The sequence below is a fragment of the Streptomyces venezuelae genome (genome assembly GCF_008642375.1).
Taxonomy (GTDB): domain Bacteria; phylum Actinomycetota; class Actinomycetes; order Streptomycetales; family Streptomycetaceae; genus Streptomyces; species Streptomyces venezuelae_G.
Map to the genome: position 1 here is coordinate 2,931,010 of NZ_CP029194.1, position 20,002 is coordinate 2,951,011.

Consider the following 20,002-nt stretch of genomic DNA (forward strand, 5'->3'; position numbering starts at 1 on the left):
ACCGCTCGCCTACTCCTGCGGAGCAGGAGTGGCCGTCGGTGTGGGCGTGTGCGTCGCCGGGGCGACCGCGGTGATGTCCTGCTCGGGCACCAGCTGACCCGAGCGGATCAGGTCGATCCGGCCCATGACCTTGGACCGCAGGTCGGTGGGGACGTCGTCACTGCCGCAGCAGCGCTTGACGAGCTTCTTCACCGCCTGCTCCAGGCCGTACTTCTCCAGGCACGGGGAGCACTCCTCGAAGTGCACCTCGAACTTGGTGCAGTCACTGTCGGGCATCTCTTTGTCGAGGAACTCGTAGAGATGATCCAGGACCTCTGAGCAATCCGTCTCGTGCGGCTCTCCGCAGCTCATGAGCCCGAGCCTTTCAGATCGTTCGACGACTCTCCGGCGCCCGCGGGTACCAGCCCGCGGTCGCGGGCGTAGTCCTCGAGCATGCCGCGCAGCTGGCGGCGGCCCCGGTGCAGTCGGGACATCACCGTACCGATGGGTGTCCCCATGATGTCCGCGATCTCCTTGTACGCAAAGCCCTCGACATCCGCCAGATAGACGGCGATGCGGAACTCCTCGGGGATCGCCTGCAGCGCTTCCTTCACGTCGGAGTCGGGCAGGTGGTCGAGCGCCTGCGACTCTGCGGAGCGCAGACCGGTCGACATGTGCGACTCGGCGCGGGCGAGCTGCCAGTCCTCGATCTCCTCGGCGGCGCTGCGCTGGGGCTCACGCTGCTTCTTGCGGTACGAGTTGATGAAGGTGTTCGTGAGGATCCGGTACAGCCACGCCTTGAGGTTCGTGCCCTCGCGGAACTGGTGGAAGGATCCGTACGCCTTGGCGTAGGTCTCCTGCACCAGGTCCTCCGCGTCCGCGGGGTTGCGCGTCATGCGCAGCGCGGCGGAGTACATCTGGTCGAGGAATCCGAGGGCGTCACGCTCGAAGCGCGCGTTGCGCTCGGCGGTCGTCTCCTCGGGGCCGTCGTCGGTCCCTGTGTCGGTCCCAGTGACCGGACCCACCTCCTCCAGCGTGGTGGCGAGCCCGAAGGTGGACCCACTCGTTTCGGAGGATAGACGAGGAACCGCTCCGCCCGCCGCCCGAATAGGGGCGACCTTGGGAGCGGGCAGCACTGTCCAGTCGAGGTCAGCGGCCTGCGCGCGCTCGGGGCAGATGGTCGAACCCATGCGACGGACTCCCTCTTCCTTGCTCTCACACCGACGCTCTCCACAACAGAGGTGCCCGGCCGGACATTCCCGGTACGGGCACGGATGTCAGCGCAGTGTGACGAGCCACTCGGTGACGCCGTCCACGAGCGTGCGGAGGGCTTCGTCCTGGGTGAGCGGCGCGCGCTTGGGCACGGCGAAACCGTGGTCGCCGTACGGCACCTCGACGAGGGTGTGCGGGCCCTCCGGGAACTCCTCGGGGTGCCCGAAGGGATCGTTGCCGCCCTGTACGACGAGGGTGGGCAGGTCCGTGCCGAGGAGCTCGTCGGCGCGGGAGCGCTCGGGCTTCCCCGGCGGGTGGAGGGGGAAGCTCAGCGCGAGGACCGCGCGTGCGCCCAGCTCCCGTCCGGTCCGGCAGGCGACCCGGGCGCCGGCGCTGCGGCCGCCCGCGATCACGGGCGGTCCGGGCTTCGCGAGGGCCGGCCAGAGGCCGCGCCAACCGGTGTCGAGGGTCTTCGGCGCGGGCGCGACCTTCTTGCCGGCGACCCGCCAGGGCTGCTCGACGAGGGCCGTGGTCACGCCGTGGGCGGGCAGGGCGCGGGCCAGGGCCTGGAGGTCGCGGGCCTCGATCCCGCCGCCGGCGCCGTGGCCGAGGGCGAGGACGGCCCATGGCTCCGCAGCGGCGTGCCAGGTGATGCGCGCCTCACCGGCGTCGGTGGAAACCGTCTCGTACTGTGTCAGGTCGGTCACGCCCTCCATCATCCCCCGCGGGCTTCCCCGGAAGGGCGCGCCTCCCTCCGGCTCAGAAGAGCGTGCCCTCCTCCGGGCCCTCCAGCTCCGTCAGCAGTTCGGGGCCGTTGTTGCGGACGTTGCTGACCGCCGTCGACACCGGGTAGGCCCGCATCAGCCCCTCCGGCGGCGCGGTGAGCAGCCCGCGCAGCTCGTCCTCGCCGGTGCGCGCCGGGTCGAGCCAGGCGTCCCACCGGTCCTCCGTCAGCATCAGCGGCATCCGGGGGTGGATGTCGGCGAGCGAGCGCGGGCCCTCGGCGGGTGCCACACCCAGCGGGCCCGTCTCCGCCTCGGTGGTGACGACCGAGCAGGTCACCCACCACGCGGAGGGGTGGTCGTCGGACAGGGTGCGGTCGCGCCAGAACTCGTAGAGCCCGGCCATCGCGAAGACCGAGCCGTCCGCCGGGGTCACGAAGTACGGCTGCTTCCGCGGCCGTTTCCGCTTCCCCTCGACCTCCAGGTCCCGCTCCCCCGCGCCGGTCACCCATTCGTAGTAGCCGTCGGCGGGGAGGATGCAGCGGCGGGCCGCGAACGCGCGCTTGAAGGAGGGCTTCTCGTGCAGGGTCTCCGCGCGCGCGTTGATCATCCGGGCGGCGCCCTCGGGCGTCTTCGCCCAGGACGGGACGAGGCCCCACTTCAGCGCGCGCAGCTGGCGAACCGGCCGCCGCGATTCGGCGTCTTTCAGAGGACGCTCCAGAACGGCCCAGACCTCTTTGGTGGGGGCCACGTTCCAGTCGGGGGCCAGAGTCTCCTCCGGCTCCCACTTCTCGACCCCGAAGGTCTCGACGAGATCCTCGGGCCGCCGACTCGCTGCATACCGTCCGCACATACGTGCCACACTGCCACGATCCCCGACCTCCCGAGGAGCGGCCCGAACGATGGACCTCTTCAGCCCCCAGGCCGCCCCGGCCGAGTGGCTGGTAATCGCCACCGCGGTCGCCGCCCTCGCCGTCACCGTGCCCCGCCGCGTCTGGCTCCTCGCCCGGAACGCGATCACCATCGCCCACGAGGGCGGTCACGGGCTCGTCGCCCTCGCGACCGGCCGCCGCCTCGAAGCGATCCGGCTGCACTCGGACACCAGCGGCCTGACCGTGACCCGGGGCCGCCCGACCGGCATAGGCGTGGTCCTCACCCTGGCCGCCGGGTACACCGCCGCCCCGCTGCTCGGCCTCGGCGGCGCCGCCCTGCTCGGCGCGGGCCTGGTCACCCTGCTGCTCTGGATCGCGACCGGCCTCCTGCTCGCCATGCTGGTCATGGTCCGCAACGCGTACGGGATCCTCACCGTCCTCCTGACGGGCGCCGCCTTCCTCCTGGTCTCCTGGCTGACCGGCCCCGACATCCAGTCGCTCTTCGCCTACGCGGTGGTGTGGTTCCTGCTCCTCGGCGGGGTCCGGCCGGCCTTCGAGCTCCAGTCGAAGCGGCGCCACGGCGGCGCCCCCGACTCGGACGCGGACCAGCTCGCGCGCCTCACCCACGTGCACCCGGGGGTGTGGCTGTTCTTCTTCCACGCCGTCTCGATCTGCTCCCTGATCGGCGGCGGGCGCTGGCTCCTGGGCTTCTGACTCACCCGTACAGTGATTCCATGACCGCAGCAGCTTCCGTGCGCCCCGACCCGTCCACCGACCTCTGGCCCGCCCCGTACGCCCGCGGCGCCGTCGACGCGACCGTCACCGTGCCCGGATCGAAGTCGGTCACCAACCGCGGTCTGGTCCTCGCCGCGCTGGCCGCCGAGCCCGGCTGGCTGCGCCGCCCGCTGCGCTCCCGCGACTCCCTCCTGATGGCCGAGGCGCTGCGTACCCTCGGCGTGAAGATCGAGGAGGGCGTCGGGCCCGACGGCACCGGCGAGGCCTGGCGGATCATCCCGGCCCCGCTGCGCGGCCCGGCCACGGTCGACGTCGGCAACGCGGGCACGGTCATGCGCTTCCTGCCCCCCGTCGCGGCGCTCGCCGACGGACCCGTCCGCTTCGACGGCGACCCCCGCTCCCACGAGCGTCCGCTGCACGGTGTGATCGACGCGCTGCGCGCGCTCGGCGCCCGGATCGACGACGACGGCCGGGGCGCGCTGCCCATGACCGTGCACGGCGCCGGGGGCCTGGACGGCGGCACGGTCGAGATCGACGCCTCCTCGTCGTCCCAGTTCGTCAGCGCCCTGCTGCTCTCCGCGCCCCGCTTCAACCAGGGCGTCGAGGTCCGGCACGTGGGCGCGAAGCTGCCCTCGCTGCCGCACATCCGGATGACGGTCGACATGCTGCGCGCGGTCGGCGCCCAGGTCGACGAGCCGGAGCACGGCGGCGAGCCGAACGTGTGGCGGGTGGCGCCCTCCGCGCTGCGCGGCCGGGACCTCGTCGTCGAGCCCGACCTGTCGAACGCACAGCCGTTCCTTGCGGCGGCACTGGTGACCGGAGGCCGGGTGACGGTCCCCGACTGGCCGGAGCGAACCACCCAGCCGGGCGACGAGCTGCGCCGGATCTTCACCGAGATGGGCGGCTCCTGCGAGCTCACCGACAAGGGCCTGACCTTCACCGGTACGGGCCGGATCCACGGCATCGACGTGGACCTGAGCGAGGTCGGCGAGCTGACGCCCGGCATCGCGGCGGTCGCGGCGCTCGCCGACTCCCCCTCGACGCTGCGTGGTGTGGCCCATCTGCGGCTCCACGAGACGGACCGCCTGGCGGCCCTCACCAAGGAGATCAACGGGCTGGGCGGCGACGTGACGGAGACCGAGGACGGTCTGCGCATCAACCCGCGTCCTCTGCACGGCGGCGTCTTCCACACGTACCACGACCACCGCATGGCGACGGCGGGCGCGATCATCGGCCTCGCGGTCGAGGGCGTGGAGATCGAGGACGTGGCGACGACGGCGAAGACCTTGCCGGACTTCCCGGGGATGTGGACCGAAATGCTCGGGGTCTGAGTCATGCGGCGTTACGGCAAGCACACCGACGAGGACGACATCCGCCAGCGGCCCAACCGCAAGGGCACCCGCCCCCGTACGTCCATCCGCCCCAAGCACGAGGACGCGGTGGAGGGCATGGTCCTCACCGTCGACCGGGGCCGGCTGACGTGTCTGGTCGACGACCGGATCATCACCGCGATGAAGGCGCGCGAGCTGGGCCGCAAGGCCGCCGTGGTCGGCGACCGGGTCCAGATCGTGGGTGACCTGTCCGGCGAGAAGGACACGCTGGCCCGGATCGTCCGGATCGGCGAGCGCAGCTCGGTGCTCCGGCGCACGGCGGACGACGACGACCCGTACGAGCGGGTGGTCGTCGCCAACGCGGACCAGCTCGCGATCGTCACCGCGCTCGCCGACCCCGAGCCGCGCCCGCGACTGATCGACCGCTGTCTGGTCGCCGCCTACGACGGCGGGCTCTCCCCGCTGCTCGTGCTGACCAAGTCGGACCTGGCGTCGCCGGACGCCCTCCTGGAGATGTACGGGGCGCTCGGCGTCCCCTACGTGGTCACCACCCGCGACGAGTTCGTGGACGGCGTCGCCGCCGACCGGGTCCACGAGCACCTCAAGGGCCGCACCACCGCCTTCGTCGGGCACTCGGGCGTCGGCAAGACGACGCTGGTCAACGCCCTGGTCCCGCCCGACCGGCGGCGGACCACGGGTGTGGTCAACGCGGTCACGGGCCGCGGCAGGCACACGACGACCTCGGCGCTCGCCCTGCCGCTCGACGACAAGCAGGGCGGCTGGGTCATCGACACGCCCGGCGTGCGTTCCTTCGGGCTGCACCACGTGGACCCGTCCCGGGTGATCCTCGCCTTCCCCGATCTCGTGCCGGGGACGGAGAACTGCCCGCGCGCGTGCAGCCACGACGAGCAGGACTGCGCGCTCGACGCCTTCGTCGCGGAGGGTCACGCGGACCCCGCGCGGCTCTACTCGCTGCGACGGCTGCTCGCGACGCGCGAGCGACGCGAGGGTGACTGACCCGTCGGCGTTTGCGGACGACTGCTACCGGTAAGTGCATAATCGCACCAAGTGCGACGAAGCAGTCACCGAGGGCGTGGGAGGCACTGACGATGGCGTGGCTGCTGGTGGTGGTGGCCGGTCTCCTGGAGACCGGTTTCGCGGTCTGCCTGAAGCTCTCGCACGGGTTCACCCGGCTCTGGCCGACGATCGCCTTCGCGGCCTTCGCCCTGGGCAGCTTCGGACTGCTCACCCTCGCGCTGCGGAAGCTGGACGTGGGTCCGGCGTACGCGGTGTGGACGGGGATCGGCGCGGCCGGGACGGCGATCTACGGAATGATCTTCCTCGGGGACGTCGTCTCCACCCTCAAGATCGTCTCGATCAGCCTGGTCGTCGTGGGCGTCATCGGACTCCAGCTCTCCGGCTCCTCGCACTGAGCTAGCACCGGCGGGGCTGGCGCGACGACGTGGCTGAGGGCGAGCCGGACGGCGAGCTCGCAGCCGGCCGCCCATTCCTCGCCGGCGCAGGCGGCGGTCGCCGCGACCAGCTCGCCCGGCGCGGGCGGCCCTTCGTCGGCACGCCGCTGGGCGGGTACGGGGGCGGGGCGGGCGCCCGGCCGGGCGGGCCTGGGCACGGGCAGCCGTTCGTTCCAGGCGCCGGTGAGCAGGGCCCGCAGTATCGGGCGGGCGGCCGCCCGGACGACGGTCCACTCGGCGACGGCGACCAGGTTCCGCTCGGGCGGGGCCGGTTCGGCGAGCAGCCGCCGTACCCCTTGGAGGTAGGCGTCGGCCTCGCGCCGGACGAGCGCGCGGGCGAGGCCCTCCTTGCTGCCGAACTCGTTGTAGAGGGTCTGCCGGGAGACCCGGGCGTCGACGGCGAGGTCGGCCATCCGTACGGCGGACCAGGACCGGTGCGTGAGCGCGGCGAGCGCGGCGTCGAGCAGGGCCTCGCGGGCATGCGCCATCGCCACCTCCTGGAGGGAACGGTTCTGCGCTCAGCGTCGACAGGTGCCCGCACCCTGTCAAGGGACTTCGAGGGGTTTCGCGGGACTTCGGGCGGTTCGGGGAGCTCCGGTGGACGGTTCTCCGCGCGGGGATCACGCGGGGATAGAGTGCCGACCATGGCCGATTACCACGATGATCTGCGTCTCGCCCACGTCCTCGCGGATGCCGCCGACGCGGCCACCATGGACCGATTCCAGGCGCTCGACCTCAAGGTCGAGACGAAGCCGGACATGACCCCGGTGAGCGAGGCCGACAAGGCCGCGGAGGAGTTGATCCGCGGCCAGCTCCAGCGCGCCAGGCCGCGTGACGCGATCCTGGGCGAGGAGTACGGCGTGGAGGGCTCGGGCCCGCGCCGCTGGGTGATCGACCCGATCGACGGCACCAAGAACTACGTGCGCGGGGTGCCTGTCTGGGCGACCCTGATCGCGCTGATGGAGGCCGGCGAGACCGGTTTCCAGCCGGTGGTGGGCGTGGTGTCGGCCCCGGCGCTCGGCCGCCGCTGGTGGGCGGCGAAGGGCCTGGGCGCGTACACGGGCCGCAGCCTGGCCTCGGCGACCCGGCTCGGGGTCTCGCAGGTGTCCTCGCTGGAGGACGCCTCCTTCGCGTACTCCTCGCTGAGCGGCTGGGAGGAGCAGGGGCGGCTCGACGGCTTCCTCGACCTCACGCGCGCGTGCTGGCGGACCCGCGCGTACGGCGACTTCTGGCCGTACATGATGGTCGCCGAGGGTTCCGTGGACATCTGCGCCGAGCCGGAGCTGTCGCTGTGGGACATGGCGGCGGTGGCGATCGTCGTCCAGGAGGCGGGCGGCACGTACACCGGCCTCGACGGCCGGCACGGCCCGCACAGCGGCAACGCGGCCGCGTCCAACGGCCTGCTCCACGGCGAACTGCTGAGCTACCTGAACCAGGAGAGCCCGGAGGCCTAGGCCCGGGCGCCCTTGGGCCGGGCGCCGCCGTCACTCCCCGGGGGCGCCTCGCGCGCCCCCTTGTCGGGTCCCTCCCCCGATGTCACTCTGAGAGTCCCCCCACTTGTGAACTTGTGAATCGGTTCTCGTTGAAGGCGGGAACGGTTCACGAAGGAGGTGGCTCCGTCCATGCTCGTCCGTGACGCCATGAGCACCGTGGTCCTCACCATCGGCCCCGCACACACCCTCCGACAGGCGGCCCGGCTGATGTCGGCGCGCCGCGTCGGCGCGGCCGTCGTCCTCGATTCCGACGCCGGCGGCCTCGGCATCCTCACCGAGCGCGACATCCTCAACTCCCTCGCCCGGGACCAGGACCCCGACGTGGAGACCGCGGGCTCCCACACCACCCACGACGTCGTCTTCGCCGCGCCCACCTGGACCCTGGCGGAGGCGGCCGAGGCGATGACGCACGGCGGCTTCCGCCACCTCGTCGTCCTCGACGACCGGGGACCCGTCGGCATCGTCTCCGTACGCGACATCATCCGCTGCTGGATCCCGGTGCACAGCGTCGCCGGCCGATGAGACGAGACCGGGCCGGACTCCTGTACGGAGTCCGGCCCGGTCCTTACCTACGGCAAGCGCCCTCAGCCACGCAGGGCCTGGACCGCGGCGTCGAGCCGCTTGCCGAAGTCACCGTCCGCCTTGCGGAAGTTGTCGATCGCCCGCTCGGCGATGTCGTCCCGGGAGACCTTGGCGATAAAGCCCGCCAGGTTCTCGACGAGACGGCCCTTCTCGTCCTCCGACATCAGGCGGTAGAGGTCGCCCGCCTGGACGAAGTCGCTGTCCTCGGAGTGCGAGGGGGCCGCGTGGTCACCGGTGAGGCCGGTGACGGGGAGCGGCTGCCACAGCGGCCGGTCCGTCTGCTGCGGGCCGCCGAAGCTGTTCGGCTCGTAGTTCTTCGAGCCCTTGTGGCGGCCGTCGTAGAGGTGGCCGTCACGGGAGTTGGTCCGCGCCTCGGTGGCGTGCGGACGGTTCACCGGCAGGTGGTCGGCGTTGATGCCGACGCGGTAGCGGTGGGCGTCGCCATAGGCGAAGAGGCGACCCTGGAGCATCTTGTCCGGGGACGGGCCGATGCCGGGCACGAAGTGCGCCGGGCTGAAGATCGACTGCTCGACCTCGGCGAAGACGTTCTCCGGGTTGCGGTTGAGCTCCAGCTTGCCGATCTCGATCGGCGGGTAGTCCTCGTGCGGCCACACCTTGGTGAGGTCGAACGGGTTGAAGCGGTACTCGGCCGCCTCGGCCGCGGGCATGATCTGGACCTGCACGGTCCAGGTCGGGAAGTCGCCGCGCTCGATGGACTCGCGCAGGTCGCGCTGGTGCGAGTCCGGGTCCTCGCCGGCGAGGCGGTTGGCCTCGGCCTGGGTGAGGTTCTTGATCCCCTGGTCGGTCTTGAAGTGGTACTTGACCCAGAAGACCTCGCCGGCCTCGTTGTTCCACTGGAAGGTGTGCGAGCCGTAGCCGTTCATGTGGCGGTACGAGGCGGGGATGCCGCGGTCGCCGAAGAGCCAGGTGACCTGGTGGGTCGACTCCGGGGAGAGGCTCCAGAAGTCCCAGACGTTGTCCGCCTCCTGCGAGCCCGTGTACGGGTCGCGCTTCTGGGTGTGGATGAAGTCGGGGAACTTGATGGCGTCCTTGATGAAGAACACCGGGGTGTTGTTGCCGACGAGGTCGTAGTTGCCCTCTTCGGTGTAGAACTTCAGCGCCCAGCCGCGGGGGTCGCGGACCGCGTCGGCCGCGCCGAGGTTGCCCGCGACGGTGGAGAAGCGCAGGAACGTCTCGGTCTCCTTGCCGACCTCGGAGAGGAACGCGGCACGCGTCCACTGCGAGACGTCACGGGTGAGGGTGAAGGTGCCGTAGGCACCCGCACCGCGCGCGTGGACCACGCGCTCCGGGATGCGCTCCCGGTTGAAGTGGGCGAGCTTCTCCAGGAGGAGCTGGTCCTGCACGAGGACCGGTCCGCCGACGCCCGCCGTCTCGCTGTTCTGGTTGTCGGCGACCGGCGCGCCGGCCTCCGTGGTGAGCGGTCCCTGCGTCACGTGCGCCTCCTGCGTCATGTCCTGCGTGTCCTGTCCCTCGGCCGCGGCCCGATGACGGACCTCGGCCAATGCCGGGTTCGATCCTACAATGGACATTGTCTAAGTCAAGTGAGCTTCCAAAGTCACACCAGTTCGGGAACCGGTTCCCCCGACTGTTACGCTGAGCCCATGAGTGACCTGTTGGAACGACTGCGCGGCCGCGGCTGGCGGATGACCGCGCAGCGGCGCGTCGTGGCCGAAGTGCTCGACGGGGATCATGTGCACCTGACCGCCGACGAGGTCCACGCCCGTGCCGTGACGCGGCTGCCCGAGATCTCGCGCGCGACCGTGTACAACACGCTGGGCGAGATGGTCACCCTCGGCGAGGTCATCGAGGTCGCCACGGACGGCCGCGCCAAGCGGTACGACCCCAACGCCCACCGCCCGCACCAGCACCTGGTCTGCGGCCGCTGCGGCGCCATCCGTGACGTCCACCCGGCGGGCGACCCGATGGCGGACCTGCCGGACACGGAGCGCTTCGGCTTCACGATCTCGAACGTCGAGGTCACGTACCGAGGCATCTGCCCGAGCTGCGCCACGACGGCCTGACGACGGCCCGACGCGACATGCCCCCGCCACGGCGGGGGCATTTTCCTGTTCCGGCGCGCATACCACGCACATACGGCGCGTACGCGATGCGCAGACGACGAAGGCCCGGATCCGATCGAAACCGGATCCGGGCCTTCGTTGCTACTGAGTAGCGGGGACAGGATTTGAACCTGCGACCTCTGGGTTATGAGCCCAGCGAGCTACCGAGCTGCTCCACCCCGCGTCGGTAAACACGACTCTACGGGACGCCCCTCGACCAGCGCAAATCCGTTAAGCGGGCCCTACGCGGTGAGCTCCTGGTGCAGCGCCTCGCTCAGCCGGGCCGCGCGCTCGGCGACCTCCGCCGGTCCCAGCTCCACCGCACGGGCGCACCAGTGCCGCCCCTCGGTGAGCTCGCCCCGGCGCGCCGCGAGCAGCGCGAGCCGGAGCGCGGCGCGGCCGTGGCCGGCCCGGGCGGCCCGGGTCCACCAGAGGGCGGCCTCGCGCTCGCTGCCCTCGCGGGCGAGGAGCAGCCCGAGGTTGAAGGCGCCGTTGCGGCTGCCCGCCTCGGCCGCCTCGCGGTACCAGCGGTCGGCCTCGGCGAGGTCGCCGCGGCCCGCCGCGAGCATCCCGACGCGCACCTGCGCACGCCGGTGCCCCTGCTGGGCGGCCCGCTCGTACCACTCCTCGCACTCGGTCTTCTCCTCCCGGGGCGCACCGAGCACGGCGGGGCCGGGCTCGGGGCGGCGCGCGTCGAGGACCGTGGCCAGCCGGAAGGCGGCCTCGGCGCTGCCGCCGCCGGCCGCGCACCGCAGGTGCCGCTCGGCGGTCCGCTCGTCGCCGTCGCGCAGGGCGGCGATGCCGACCTGGAGGGCGGCCTCGGTGTGCCCGGCGGCGGCGGCCCGCTCGTACCAGACGAGGGCCGTACGGTCGTCGTCGCGGCCCGCGTGGAGAATGCCCAGGTTGAAGGCGGCGTCCACACTGCCGGCCTCGGCCGCCTTGGAGAACCACGGCTCGGCGCCGTTCGCGTCGCCGGCCTGGAGGAGCAGCACGGCGAGCGCGTTGGCGGCCTCGCGGTGGCCCGCGTAGGCGGCGCGGCGGTACCACTGCTCGGCCTGCGGGATCCGGTCCTGGGCGGCACAGAGCAGCCCGAGGTTGTACGCCCCGTTCACGTCGCCCGCGTCCATGGCGGCGCGGTACCAGCGCTCGGCGGTCTGCTGCTCGCCCCGGGCCGCGTGCAGCGCCCCGAGGGCGTTGGCGGCGTTGCCGTCGCCGTCCTGGGCGGCGCGCAGCCACCACACGGCGGCGCTCTCCTGGTCGCCCGCGTCACGGAGGAGGAAGCCGAGGGCGCAGGCGGCCTTGGCCTCACCCTCCTTGGCGGAGCTGAGGTACCAGCGGCCGGCCTCCTTGAGGTCGCCGCGCTTCTCCAGGATCGCGCCGAGGTGCAGGGCGGCGCGCCGGTGCCCGCGGGCGGCGGCCTGCCGGAACCACTGCTCGGCCTCGGTGAGCTCGCTCTTCGGCGGGGCGGGGTCGGCGACACCGCCGGGTGCCGCGCCGGCCGGAGGGGCCGCGCCCGGGCCGGCGGGCACGCGGAGCCGGGAGCCGGTGTCGTGGGGTCCGCGCCCGCCCTCGTGCGGGCCGCGGGCCGGTTCGGTGACGCGGCGCTCCAGGGCCAGGGCCAGGCGGTAGGCGGCCTCGCGGTGGCCCTGCTCGGCGGCGGCGCGCAGCCAGCGCTCGGCGCCGACGTCGCTGCGGTGCTCCAGGAGGTCGGCGAGGGCGTAGGCGCCGAGGGCGTGGCCCTGCTCGGCGGCCTGGCGCAGCCAGTACTCGGCGGCCGGCTCGTCCCCGCGCTCGCGGTGGTGGCGGCCGAGGGCGTGGGCGGCGGGCGCGGAGCCGGCGACGGCGGCGACCCGCCACCAGCCGGCGGCCTCGTCGGCGTATCCCCGCTGGTGGAGCAGGACGCCCAGGTTGTTCGCGGCGGCCCGGTCCCCCTCGGCGGTGGCGCCGCGCAGGAAGGGCTCGGCGCCGTCGAGGTCACCACGGCGCAGCAGCAGCGCGCCGAGCGCGCTCACCGAGGCGAGGTCTCCGCGCTCGGCCGCGCGCCGGTGACGCGCCTCGCTCTCGGTTTCCGTCTCGTTCTCGGTGTCGGTGTCGGTCTCGGCGGTGGTGTCGACGGCCGCATCGACGGCCCCCACTGCCTCGATGATCTCGTCCGCGGCGTTTCTGGCGTGCCGCTGCACAAACCGCCCTGTCTCCAACAGAGTTGCCCTGTCCCCCATAAATACCATCGTCGCACCACCCGCAACCCGAGCACACCTGGTATACCGCAGCCAGTGAGGTCACTCAGCGTTTTGTCGACATGCCCACAGAGAGACAAGTCAAACACGCCTCACACCAACTCGCCCCCTCCGTACCGCCCTTCGGTGCCCTCCGTCACGTCGACACACGACGAAGGCCCGGATCCTTATGGATCCGGGCCCTCGTTCTGAGTAGCGGGGACAGGATTTGAACCTGCGACCTCTGGGTTATGAGCCCAGCGAGCTACCGAGCTGCTCCACCCCGCGTCGGTGAAACCACAGTATCACGACGCGGGGACGGAAAACCTCAGGTCAGCCGCCTGTACCCGTGCTCTTGAGCTTCGCTCCGGCGTCCGCCGCGCGCTGGAGGGCATCCTGGAGGTCCTCCTGCGCCTTGCCGTACGCCGTCCAGTCGCCCTTCTGCAGCGCCGCCTCGCCCGCGTCGTACGCCTTCTGGGCGTCGGCGATGGCCGCCTTCAGCGCGGCGTCGTTGGACGTCGGCGGCGGGGGCGTGGTGCCCGGCGGCGGGGTCGTCGGCGGGGTCGGTGCGTCCACCCCGAAGACCGCGTTCAGCGCGTTGGTGAGGTTGTCCTCGAACACGGTGGTGTCCTTGGTCGTGTCACCGTCCGGCTGGTCCGCGTCCACATAGGACACCGCGACCTTCTTCAGGAGCGGGTACAGGGCGTTCCGTCCCTGGGCGTACACCGGCTCCACGTACAGGAACCCGCCGTCGAGCGGCACGGTCAGCAGGTTGCCGTACTGGATGTCGGAGTCGGCGCCCTTCATGTCCCGGACGAACTGGGCGACGTCCGGGAGACCGTTGAGCTTGCTCTGCACCTGGGCCGGGCCCGGCACGTCCTCGGTGACCCGCAGCAGTCTCAGCCGGCCGTACTCCTTGCTCGTGGCGTCGGCGTCGACCGCCATGAAGCCGCCCAGGTTGGGCCGCCCGTTCGGCGTGAACGTCGTCGTCAGCGAGAAGCGCTGCGCCGTGTCCCCGGGCATCTTCATGCTCAGGTAGTACGGCGGGACCGCGTTGCCGTCCTTGTTGGTCGGGTCGTCCGGCACCTGCCAGGCGTCCGAGCCGCTGTAGAACTGCGCGGGGTCGGTGACGTGGTAGCGGGTCAGCAGCTCGCGCTGGACCTTGAACATGTCCTGCGGGTAGCGCAGGTGCTCCATCAGGTCGCCGTCGATCGCGGACTTCGCCTTGACCGTGCCCGGGAAGGCCTTCATCCAGGTCTTGAGGACCGGGTCCTGCGTGTCCCACTGGTAGAGGTTCACCGTGCCGTCGTAGGCGTCGACGGTGGCCTTCACCGAGTTGCGGATGTAGTTGACCTGGTTCTGCTGGGCGACGACCGTGCGCTGCTGGTTGCCGACGGTCAGGGAGTCGGCCGTGGTGTCGCCGAGCGTGGTCCGCGAGGCGTACGGGTAGCCGTTGGTCGTCGTGTAGGCGTCGACGATCCACTGGATCCGCCCGTCGACGACCGCCGGGTAGGCGTCGCCGTCGATGGTCAGCCAGGGCGCGACGGCCTCGACGCGCTCCTTGGGGGTGCGGTTGTAGAGGATCCGCGAGCCCTCGCCGATGGCCCCCGAGTAGAGGATCTGCGGCTCGCTGAAGGCCACCGCGTAGGCGGCACGGTTGAACGCGCCGGAGAGGCTTACGCCGCTCTTCTCCTTGTAGCTGGTGGTCTTCTCGCCGTTCTCCTCGTAGTCCAGCTCCTTCTGCGGGCCGCCCACGATCGAGTACTGGTCGGTCTTCTCGCCGTAGTAGATCCGCTGCTGGTACGTGCCGACGTCACCGGTCGTCGGCAGCCCGGACTCGGTGAAGACCGGGGAGCCGTTGGCGTCCGTCTGCGTGCCCATGGCCATGATCGCGCCGTAGCCGTGGGTGTAGGTGAAGTGGTCGTTGATCCAGTTCCGCTTCGGGATGCCCTTGATGTTGAGCTCCCGCAGGCCGATGACCGTGTCCTTGCCCTTGTAGCGGTCCACGTCCAGGGTCGTCGGGAACTGGTAGTACTTCCGCTTCTGCTCCAGCTGCTGGAACGTCGGCGAGACGATGTTCGGGTCGAGGACGCGGTAGCTGGCCGCCGAGTCGGCGTCCGTGCGGAGCTGGTCCTTGGCCTTGACCGTCGACTTGCCCGAGTAGTTCTCGGGCTTCGTCGAGTCGATCGCGTACGCCTTGCGGGTCGCGTCGATGTTCTTCTGGATGTACGGCGCTTCCTTGGCCTGCTCGTTCGGCTGGACCTGGAACTTCTGCACGATGGCCGGGTACAGGCCGCCGATCAGGACCGCCGAGAGCACCATCAGACCGAAGCCGATCACCGGCAGCTGCCAGGTGCGGCGCCAGAGCGTCGCGAAGAACAGCACGGCGCAGATCGCGGCGATGCAGAACAGGATGGTCTTCGCCGGCAGGTACGCGTTGGCGTCGACGTACCGCAGGCCCGTCCAGTTGCCGGTGGCCTTGAAGTCGCTGGACTTCACCGCCAGGCCGTACCGGTCGAGCCAGTACGCGATGGCCTTGAGCGAGACGAAGACGCCGAGCAGCACCGAGAGGTGCCCCGTGGCGGCGGCGGTCGCGCGGGCGCCCGGGCTGGTGATCCGCAGTCCGCCGTACAGGTAGTGCGTGAGCGCTGCGGCGATCAGCGACAGGACGGCGGCGGCGAAGCCGAAGGCCAGGAGGAAGCGGTACCAGGGCAGGTCGAAGGCGTAGAACGCCACGTCGAGACCGAACTGCGGGTCCTTCTGGCCGAACTTCACGCCGTTGACCCACATGAGCCAGGTGCGCCACTGGCCGGAGGCGGAGGCGCCGGCGATCAGCCCCACCAGGACCGTCACCGCGAGCAGCACCCACTTCTTGAAGGGCGCGACCCCCATCCGGTACCGGTCGAGGCTCTGCTGCTCCAGCGACATCGCGCTGAGCGGCGGACGCAGCCGGTACGCCAGCCAGATGTTGAGGCCGACGGCGAGCCCCATGAGGAGACCGAAGACGGCGAAGAGGCCGATCTTGGTCCACAGAGTGGTCGTGAACACGGACGAGTACTTGACGGATCGGTACCAGAGCCAGTCCGTCCAGAACCCGGCGAACATCACGAACGCCATGGCCAGGACGGCCAGCACCCCGAGTGTCATGAGCAGGGTGCGGGCCCGCCGGGACGGCCGGCCGACTCTCACCCTCGGTCCGGACGGGCTGCCGCCGCGGTCCGGCATCTGGAAAGCCAACGTGCGCCCCTCGATGTTGATGCGTCTGAAAGCAGGCCCCGCGATCGTAGAGCCCAATGGTGCAACTTACTGAGGCTTTACCTAGTTCCCGTCTTCGGGGCAAGACGAGGCAGGATATTGGTCATGTCCAACGTTTCCCCCTCAGGCCCGGCGATGGCCGCGAGCCCCCTCACCCGCGCAGTACTCGAGATCGACGAGTACGCGTCGGGTCTCGGCTGGGACCAGCCGGCCCGTCTGTTCGCCCTCGTCGACACCGCACGGCTCCGCGCCAAGGAGCCCGCGCTCGCCTCCCAGCTCGGCCTGGGCGACGACGCCACCGCCTTCACTCCCATCGAGCAGGACAAGCTGCCGCGCGGGAAGCCGCTCGACGAGTTCCTCGGCACGATCGCCTGGCCCTCCTCCGTGGCGGGCTGCGCCCTGACCGTGGAGCGGCTGATGCTGCCGCCGTCGGCGGAGTCCCAGGTGCCGCAGGGGCTGAGCGAGAAGCAGCTCGCCAAGTGGGTCGCCGCGCACCCGGACCGCCAGGAGGTCCGGATGACCGTGGCGGTGCTGCGCGGCGGCGCCCGTGAGGCGGCGATCCGGCTGCGCGAGAAGGACTCGACGACCGAGGTCCTGACCGGCCCCGACCTGGTGCCGGGGCTCGCCGAGGCGCTGTCGGCGACCTTCGAGTCGTAGCCCCGGGAGCCGCACCGGTCCACGGCGGCGGTACGAAGAGGGGGCGCCCGGTCGGCCGACCGGGCGCCCCTCGTCCGTGGTGGCCGGGTCAGCCCGTGGTGCAGCGCGGCAGGTTCGCCGTGTCGCCCTTGCGGAGCTTCTCCAGCGACTTGGTGGCGTCGTCGATGGTGTCCACCTTGATCAGGGTCAGACCGTCGGGCGTGTCGGAGACGGCGGACGCGCAGTTGTCGGCGGGGGTGAGGAAGTACTCCGCGCCCGCCTTGCGCGCGCCGACGAGCTTCATGTCGATGCCGCCGATGGGGCCGACCTTGCCCTTGTCGTCGATGGTGCCCGTGCCGGCGATGAACTTGCCGTCGGTGAGGCTCTCGGGGGTGAGCTTGTCGACGATGCCGAGGGCGAACATCAGGCCGGCGCTGGGGCCGCCGACGTCGGCGAGGTTGATGTCGATGGTGAACGGGAAGACGTGGTCGGTTCCGGCCTGGATGCCGACGACGGCCCGGTCGCCCTCCTTCGAGGTGGCGGTCCTGATGACCACCTTCCGGGTGACGGTGGGCTCCTTGCGGGCCTTCTCGGCCTCGGCGGCCTCCTTGGCGGGGACGACCGTGAACTCGACGTCCTGGCCGGGCTTGCGCTTGGTGACCTGCTCGGCGACATCGCCGGGCTCGGTGACCTTCACACCGTCGACGGCCCTGATGACGTCACCGGCGTGCAGCTTGCCCTCCGCCGGGGAGTCCTTGACGACGGTGGCGACGATGACGCGGCTGGTGACCGGGATGCCCAGCTCCCCGAGGGCCGCCACCTTGGCGCTCTCCTGGGACTGGCTGAACTCCTCGGCGTTCTCCTGGCTCGACTGCTCCTCGGTCTTTCCGTCCGGGTAGAGCGTGTCGTGCGGCACCACCACGTTGTCATGGGCGAGCCAGCCGTAGACGGCCTCGACGGCGTTCATCTTGTAGTCCGCGCTGGTGACACGGACCGTCGTCATGTTGAGGTGGCCGTCGGTCGGGTAGGTCTTGCGTCCGGAGATCGAGAGGACGGGCTCTCCCCTGGCCTCTCCCAGGGTGTTGACCGTGGGACCGGGGCTCATCTCCGCGTACGGCACCGGGATCAGGACGCCTGCGATGAGCAGACAGATCAACACCAGGGTGGAGGCGAGCATCGTCGCGGTGCGGCGTGGCATGGAACGACAGTACGGGACTCGCCTGTGCGCGCACCCGTGGGGCGGTCCGTACGGGGCGGCCGGCGGGCCGCGTCAGCTGGACGGTGTGGACACGGGAGCCACCGTCGTGGCCGTCTCGCGCTCCTGGACGACGGAGCCGGCGGTCGTGGTGTGGGACCGCTCCATCGCGTCCCGGAATCGTGCGTAGCCCGCGAGCTCGGCCACGTCACCTATCGTCTTGTTCCTCGAAGCCCAGCTTCCCCATATCGCCGCGCCGACGACTGCGAAAAGCGGAATCAGCAACCAGGCCAGCGCTGCCATCCCGGCCTCCCATCCCCAGTGAGTTGATCAGCAGACTGTTCATCTGTGGCATCAACGCTGCTGCCTGGGGGCCGGTTACGCAAATCGGGCGTTCGGCTACGCGCTGTCGGCGCGTCGCCTTGCGGGCCGCGACCGCTCCCTGCCGGGCCTCAGCAGGCCCCGACCCACTCCTCGGTGCCGTCGGAGAAGGTCTGGTGCTTCCAGATCGGCACCTCGTGCTTGAGGTCGTCGATCAGCTTGCGGCAGGCCTCGAAGGCCTCGCCGCGGTGGGGGCAGGAGACGGCGACGACGACCGCGATGTCGCCGATCCGGAGGTCGCCGACGCGGTGGACCGCGGCCAGCGCGCGGACGGGGTAGTCGGCGACGACCTTCTCGGCGACGCGGCGCATCTCCGCCTCGGCGGTGGGGTGGCAGGAGTAGCCGAGGGCGTCGACGTCCGCGCCTCCGTCGTGGTTGCGCACGGTGCCGACGAAGAGCGTCGTGCCTCCGGAGGCGTCGTCGCCGACGGCCTGGAAGACCTCGTCCACGGAGAGCGTGGTCTCCCGGATCGCGAGGAGCTTGATCGGGTCGGCGGCGGCCTGCTCGCCCGGGTGGTCGTGGGTGCGTGCCATGCGCTCCATGGTGCCGTACGCCGCCGACATCCCGGAATTGCGGTTTCGACCGGTGGTCGGAACCCTCCGTAGGAGGGTTCTACAGACCGGGTTCCACGGACCGCCCGCCGGGGCCGGCCCCGGCGGGGGTCAGATCCCGCGCCGCTTCCGCATCTGCCGGACGAGTGCCGCCGTGCCGAGCAGCGCCACCGTCGCGCCGGCCGCGCCCGCCGCCGTCGCGTCCTTGCGGCCCAGGCGGCGGCCGGCGACCGTGTGGCGGCCCTCGACCTCCTCAAGGAGCGCGGTGAGGACCTCCTCGTTCGTCCACTTCGGCCGCCAGCCGGCGTCGTGCAGCCGTCCGACGCTGACCACCCAGGGGTGCATGGTGTAGGCGAGGTCACCCGCCGGGGACGGGGTGAGCCCGATCCGGTGGAGGCGGGCCGCCGCCCCGAGGGCGACGGCGGAGGGGAGCTCCATGCGGCGGATCCCTGAGAGCTCCTCGACCTCCTCCTGCTCCAGCCAGCCCTCGCAGCCGACCGCGAACTCTCCGTCGACCTTCTCCAGGGCCGCGTACTCCAGCGCGCTCACCAGGTCGTCGACATGGCAGAACTGCCAGGTGGGCCGGGAGCCGGCGACGACGAGCAGCCGGGGCGACTCGAAGTAGCGGGTCAGCGCCGTGTCCGTACCGCCGACGAGGACGGCCGGGCGGACGACGGTGACGTTGAGGCCGGGGTGCGCTCGGGGAGCCCGGCGGCCCAGGCGCTCGATCTCCAGCATGTCGCCGACGCCGGTGGCCTCGGCCGTCGCCCTGAGCTCGGCGTCCTCGGAGAGCGGGATGTCGTTGTCGGGCAGGGCGCCGTAGACCATCGCGGAGGTGCAGAGCACCACGCGGTGCACGCCGGCCGCCGCGGCGGCGGTCAGGACGGTCTGCGTGCCGCGCACGTTGTAGGCCGTTCGGGCGGCGGGGTCGGTCTCCAGGTCGAGATCGACGGCGAGGTGCACGACGACGTCCGCGCCGCGCAGTTTCTCGGCGATGGCCGGATCGCGCACGTCGAGGATGTGCCACTTCGCCTCGGCGACCTCGCCCCGGCGCTCGTCGATCGCGACGACCTGCTTGATCTCGTCGGACTCGGCGAGGCGCCTGGTCAGCAGGTCGCCTACGCCGGAAGCGGCACCGGTGACCGCGACGACGGGTCCGCGCGCGGCGGACCGGGTTGAGTGGTTTCGCGCTGCGCGAACCTGAGGATCTGGGGAACTCACCGGGCGTCTCCAGCGGTTGTCTTCAGTACGTACACGCATGACGCGTACGGACCAGGTGGCGTCCATCC

The 20,002-nt window shown here is 71.4% G+C and carries 20 protein-coding genes and 2 tRNA genes; 8 read left to right on the forward strand and 14 right to left on the reverse strand.

Annotated features, from left to right (window positions below):
• Positions 1–9: 9 nt before the first annotated feature.
• The 4 genes from rsrA to DEJ46_RS12955 all read right to left on the reverse strand — a co-directional run bounded on the left by rsrA (position 10) and on the right by DEJ46_RS12955 (position 2,766).
• On the reverse strand, positions 10–351 hold the full coding sequence (rsrA, locus tag DEJ46_RS12940) for a mycothiol system anti-sigma-R factor (RefSeq protein WP_150266234.1): 342 nt from the start codon (positions 349–351) through the stop codon (positions 10–12).
• The gene (locus DEJ46_RS12945) at positions 348–1,004 is read right to left on the reverse strand and encodes a sigma-70 family RNA polymerase sigma factor (protein ID WP_055641410.1); all 657 of its coding nucleotides are present in this window, start codon (positions 1,002–1,004) and stop codon (positions 348–350) included. Before DEJ46_RS12945 ends, rsrA begins: the two co-directional genes overlap by 4 nt.
• 252 nt (positions 1,005–1,256) lie before the next feature.
• A complete protein-coding gene (locus DEJ46_RS12950) occupies positions 1,257–1,889 on the reverse strand; it encodes an alpha/beta family hydrolase (protein ID WP_411757820.1) in 633 nt (210 codons plus the stop codon).
• 61 nt (positions 1,890–1,950) lie between these two features.
• The gene (locus DEJ46_RS12955; protein ID WP_150266237.1) at positions 1,951–2,766 is read right to left on the reverse strand and encodes an SOS response-associated peptidase; all 816 of its coding nucleotides are present in this window, start codon (positions 2,764–2,766) and stop codon (positions 1,951–1,953) included.
• Positions 2,767–2,815: 49 nt separating this feature from the next.
• Here DEJ46_RS12955 and DEJ46_RS12960 point away from each other — a divergent pair, with 49 nt between their 5' ends.
• From DEJ46_RS12960 to DEJ46_RS12975, 4 genes are all read left to right on the forward strand, one after another.
• The gene (locus tag DEJ46_RS12960; RefSeq protein ID WP_150266239.1) at positions 2,816–3,499 is read left to right on the forward strand and encodes a M50 family metallopeptidase; all 684 of its coding nucleotides are present in this window, start codon (positions 2,816–2,818) and stop codon (positions 3,497–3,499) included.
• A 20-nt stretch (positions 3,500–3,519) separates the two neighbouring features.
• The gene (gene aroA / locus DEJ46_RS12965; RefSeq protein WP_150266241.1) at positions 3,520–4,851 is read left to right on the forward strand and encodes a 3-phosphoshikimate 1-carboxyvinyltransferase; all 1,332 of its coding nucleotides are present in this window, start codon (positions 3,520–3,522) and stop codon (positions 4,849–4,851) included.
• Positions 4,852–4,854: 3 nt separating this feature from the next.
• Positions 4,855–5,868: a ribosome small subunit-dependent GTPase A gene (gene rsgA, locus DEJ46_RS12970; protein WP_150266243.1), complete on the forward strand. Its 1,014-nt coding sequence runs from the start codon at positions 4,855–4,857 to the stop codon at positions 5,866–5,868.
• A 92-nt stretch (positions 5,869–5,960) separates the two neighbouring features.
• Positions 5,961–6,284, forward strand: a complete 324-nt coding sequence (locus DEJ46_RS12975; protein ID WP_150266245.1) for a DMT family transporter — start codon at positions 5,961–5,963, stop codon at positions 6,282–6,284.
• Here the strand turns inward: DEJ46_RS12975 and DEJ46_RS12980 are convergent.
• Positions 6,176–6,811, reverse strand: coding sequence for a TetR/AcrR family transcriptional regulator (locus DEJ46_RS12980; protein ID WP_150266247.1), 636 nt, complete (start codon positions 6,809–6,811; stop codon positions 6,176–6,178). The two genes, DEJ46_RS12975 and DEJ46_RS12980, sit on opposite strands and share 109 nt — an antisense overlap.
• A 156-nt stretch (positions 6,812–6,967) precedes the next feature.
• Between DEJ46_RS12980 and hisN the strand changes: the two genes are divergently transcribed.
• Together hisN and DEJ46_RS12990 are read left to right on the forward strand one after the other, a co-directional pair.
• The gene (hisN, locus tag DEJ46_RS12985; protein ID WP_150266248.1) at positions 6,968–7,777 is read left to right on the forward strand and encodes a histidinol-phosphatase; all 810 of its coding nucleotides are present in this window, start codon (positions 6,968–6,970) and stop codon (positions 7,775–7,777) included.
• Positions 7,778–7,945: 168 nt separating this feature from the next.
• Positions 7,946–8,338, forward strand: coding sequence for a cyclic nucleotide-binding/CBS domain-containing protein (locus DEJ46_RS12990; protein WP_055641419.1), 393 nt, complete (start codon positions 7,946–7,948; stop codon positions 8,336–8,338).
• A gap of 62 nt (positions 8,339–8,400) precedes the next feature.
• Here the strand turns inward: DEJ46_RS12990 and DEJ46_RS12995 are convergent, their stop codons facing one another.
• A complete protein-coding gene (locus DEJ46_RS12995) occupies positions 8,401–9,870 on the reverse strand; it encodes a catalase (RefSeq protein WP_150266250.1) in 1,470 nt (489 codons plus the stop codon).
• 150 nt (positions 9,871–10,020) lie between these two features.
• Here DEJ46_RS12995 and DEJ46_RS13000 point away from each other — a divergent pair, with 150 nt between their 5' ends.
• On the forward strand, positions 10,021–10,440 hold the full coding sequence (locus DEJ46_RS13000) for a Fur family transcriptional regulator (protein ID WP_150266252.1): 420 nt from the start codon (positions 10,021–10,023) through the stop codon (positions 10,438–10,440).
• 149 nt (positions 10,441–10,589) lie between these two features.
• Here DEJ46_RS13000 and DEJ46_RS13005 read toward each other — a convergent pair.
• The 4 genes from DEJ46_RS13005 to DEJ46_RS13020 form a co-directional block, all read right to left on the reverse strand.
• Positions 10,590–10,663 (reverse strand) — tRNA-Met (locus tag DEJ46_RS13005).
• Positions 10,664–10,721: 58 nt separating this feature from the next.
• Positions 10,722–12,707 (reverse strand): tetratricopeptide repeat protein, encoded by a 1,986-nt coding sequence (locus tag DEJ46_RS13010; protein WP_150266253.1) that lies wholly within the window; start codon positions 12,705–12,707, stop codon positions 10,722–10,724.
• Between the two features lie 202 nt (positions 12,708–12,909).
• Positions 12,910–12,983, reverse strand: a tRNA-Met gene (locus DEJ46_RS13015).
• A 45-nt stretch (positions 12,984–13,028) separates the two neighbouring features.
• The gene (locus DEJ46_RS13020; protein WP_150274377.1) at positions 13,029–15,920 is read right to left on the reverse strand and encodes a UPF0182 family protein; all 2,892 of its coding nucleotides are present in this window, start codon (positions 15,918–15,920) and stop codon (positions 13,029–13,031) included.
• 135 nt (positions 15,921–16,055) lie between these two features.
• Here DEJ46_RS13020 and DEJ46_RS13025 point away from each other — a divergent pair, with 135 nt between their 5' ends.
• Positions 16,056–16,607 (forward strand): PPA1309 family protein, encoded by a 552-nt coding sequence (locus DEJ46_RS13025; RefSeq protein ID WP_150266255.1) that lies wholly within the window; start codon positions 16,056–16,058, stop codon positions 16,605–16,607.
• An 88-nt stretch (positions 16,608–16,695) separates the two neighbouring features.
• On the opposite strand, the gene DEJ46_RS13030 is transcribed toward DEJ46_RS13025, so the two are convergent.
• From DEJ46_RS13030 to DEJ46_RS13045, 4 genes are all read right to left on the reverse strand, one after another.
• Entirely contained in the window at positions 16,696–17,784 is a 1,089-nt protein-coding gene (locus DEJ46_RS13030; protein ID WP_150266257.1) for a PDZ domain-containing protein, read from the reverse strand.
• A gap of 72 nt (positions 17,785–17,856) precedes the next feature.
• Positions 17,857–18,084, reverse strand: coding sequence for a hypothetical protein (locus DEJ46_RS39855; protein WP_150266258.1), 228 nt, complete (start codon positions 18,082–18,084; stop codon positions 17,857–17,859).
• Between the two features lie 149 nt (positions 18,085–18,233).
• A complete protein-coding gene (locus tag DEJ46_RS13040; protein ID WP_150266260.1) occupies positions 18,234–18,695 on the reverse strand; it encodes a molybdenum cofactor biosynthesis protein MoaE in 462 nt (153 codons plus the stop codon).
• A 129-nt stretch (positions 18,696–18,824) separates the two neighbouring features.
• A complete protein-coding gene (locus DEJ46_RS13045; RefSeq protein WP_150266262.1) occupies positions 18,825–19,934 on the reverse strand; it encodes an SDR family oxidoreductase in 1,110 nt (369 codons plus the stop codon).
• Positions 19,935–20,002 lie beyond the last annotated feature (68 nt).

What these genes read in the sequence shown, in the direction of transcription:
- DEJ46_RS12975 (WP_150266245.1), top strand. Translation starts at nt 5,961, where the DNA reads ATGGCGTGGCTGCTGGTGGTGGTGGCCGGTCTCCTGGAGACCGGTTTC.
- hisN (WP_150266248.1), top strand. Translation starts at nt 6,968, where the DNA reads ATGGCCGATTACCACGATGATCTGCGTCTCGCCCACGTCCTCGCGGAT.
- DEJ46_RS12980 (WP_150266247.1), bottom strand. Translation starts at nt 6,811, where the DNA reads ATGGCGCATGCCCGCGAGGCCCTGCTCGACGCCGCGCTCGCCGCGCTC.
- DEJ46_RS13030 (WP_150266257.1), bottom strand. Translation starts at nt 17,784, where the DNA reads ATGCCACGCCGCACCGCGACGATGCTCGCCTCCACCCTGGTGTTGATC.
- DEJ46_RS12955 (WP_150266237.1), bottom strand. Translation starts at nt 2,766, where the DNA reads ATGTGCGGACGGTATGCAGCGAGTCGGCGGCCCGAGGATCTCGTCGAG.
- aroA (WP_150266241.1), top strand. Translation starts at nt 3,520, where the DNA reads ATGACCGCAGCAGCTTCCGTGCGCCCCGACCCGTCCACCGACCTCTGG.
- rsgA (WP_150266243.1), top strand. Translation starts at nt 4,855, where the DNA reads ATGCGGCGTTACGGCAAGCACACCGACGAGGACGACATCCGCCAGCGG.
- DEJ46_RS13000 (WP_150266252.1), top strand. Translation starts at nt 10,021, where the DNA reads ATGAGTGACCTGTTGGAACGACTGCGCGGCCGCGGCTGGCGGATGACC.
- DEJ46_RS13040 (WP_150266260.1), bottom strand. Translation starts at nt 18,695, where the DNA reads ATGGCACGCACCCACGACCACCCGGGCGAGCAGGCCGCCGCCGACCCG.
- DEJ46_RS12960 (WP_150266239.1), top strand. Translation starts at nt 2,816, where the DNA reads ATGGACCTCTTCAGCCCCCAGGCCGCCCCGGCCGAGTGGCTGGTAATC.
- DEJ46_RS13025 (WP_150266255.1), top strand. Translation starts at nt 16,056, where the DNA reads ATGTCCAACGTTTCCCCCTCAGGCCCGGCGATGGCCGCGAGCCCCCTC.
- DEJ46_RS12995 (WP_150266250.1), bottom strand. Translation starts at nt 9,870, where the DNA reads ATGACGCAGGAGGCGCACGTGACGCAGGGACCGCTCACCACGGAGGCC.
- rsrA (WP_150266234.1), bottom strand. Translation starts at nt 351, where the DNA reads ATGAGCTGCGGAGAGCCGCACGAGACGGATTGCTCAGAGGTCCTGGAT.
- DEJ46_RS39855 (WP_150266258.1), bottom strand. Translation starts at nt 18,084, where the DNA reads ATGGCAGCGCTGGCCTGGTTGCTGATTCCGCTTTTCGCAGTCGTCGGC.
- DEJ46_RS12990 (WP_055641419.1), top strand. Translation starts at nt 7,946, where the DNA reads ATGCTCGTCCGTGACGCCATGAGCACCGTGGTCCTCACCATCGGCCCC.
- DEJ46_RS13020 (WP_150274377.1), bottom strand. Translation starts at nt 15,920, where the DNA reads ATGCCGGACCGCGGCGGCAGCCCGTCCGGACCGAGGGTGAGAGTCGGC.
- DEJ46_RS13010 (WP_150266253.1), bottom strand. Translation starts at nt 12,707, where the DNA reads ATGGTATTTATGGGGGACAGGGCAACTCTGTTGGAGACAGGGCGGTTT.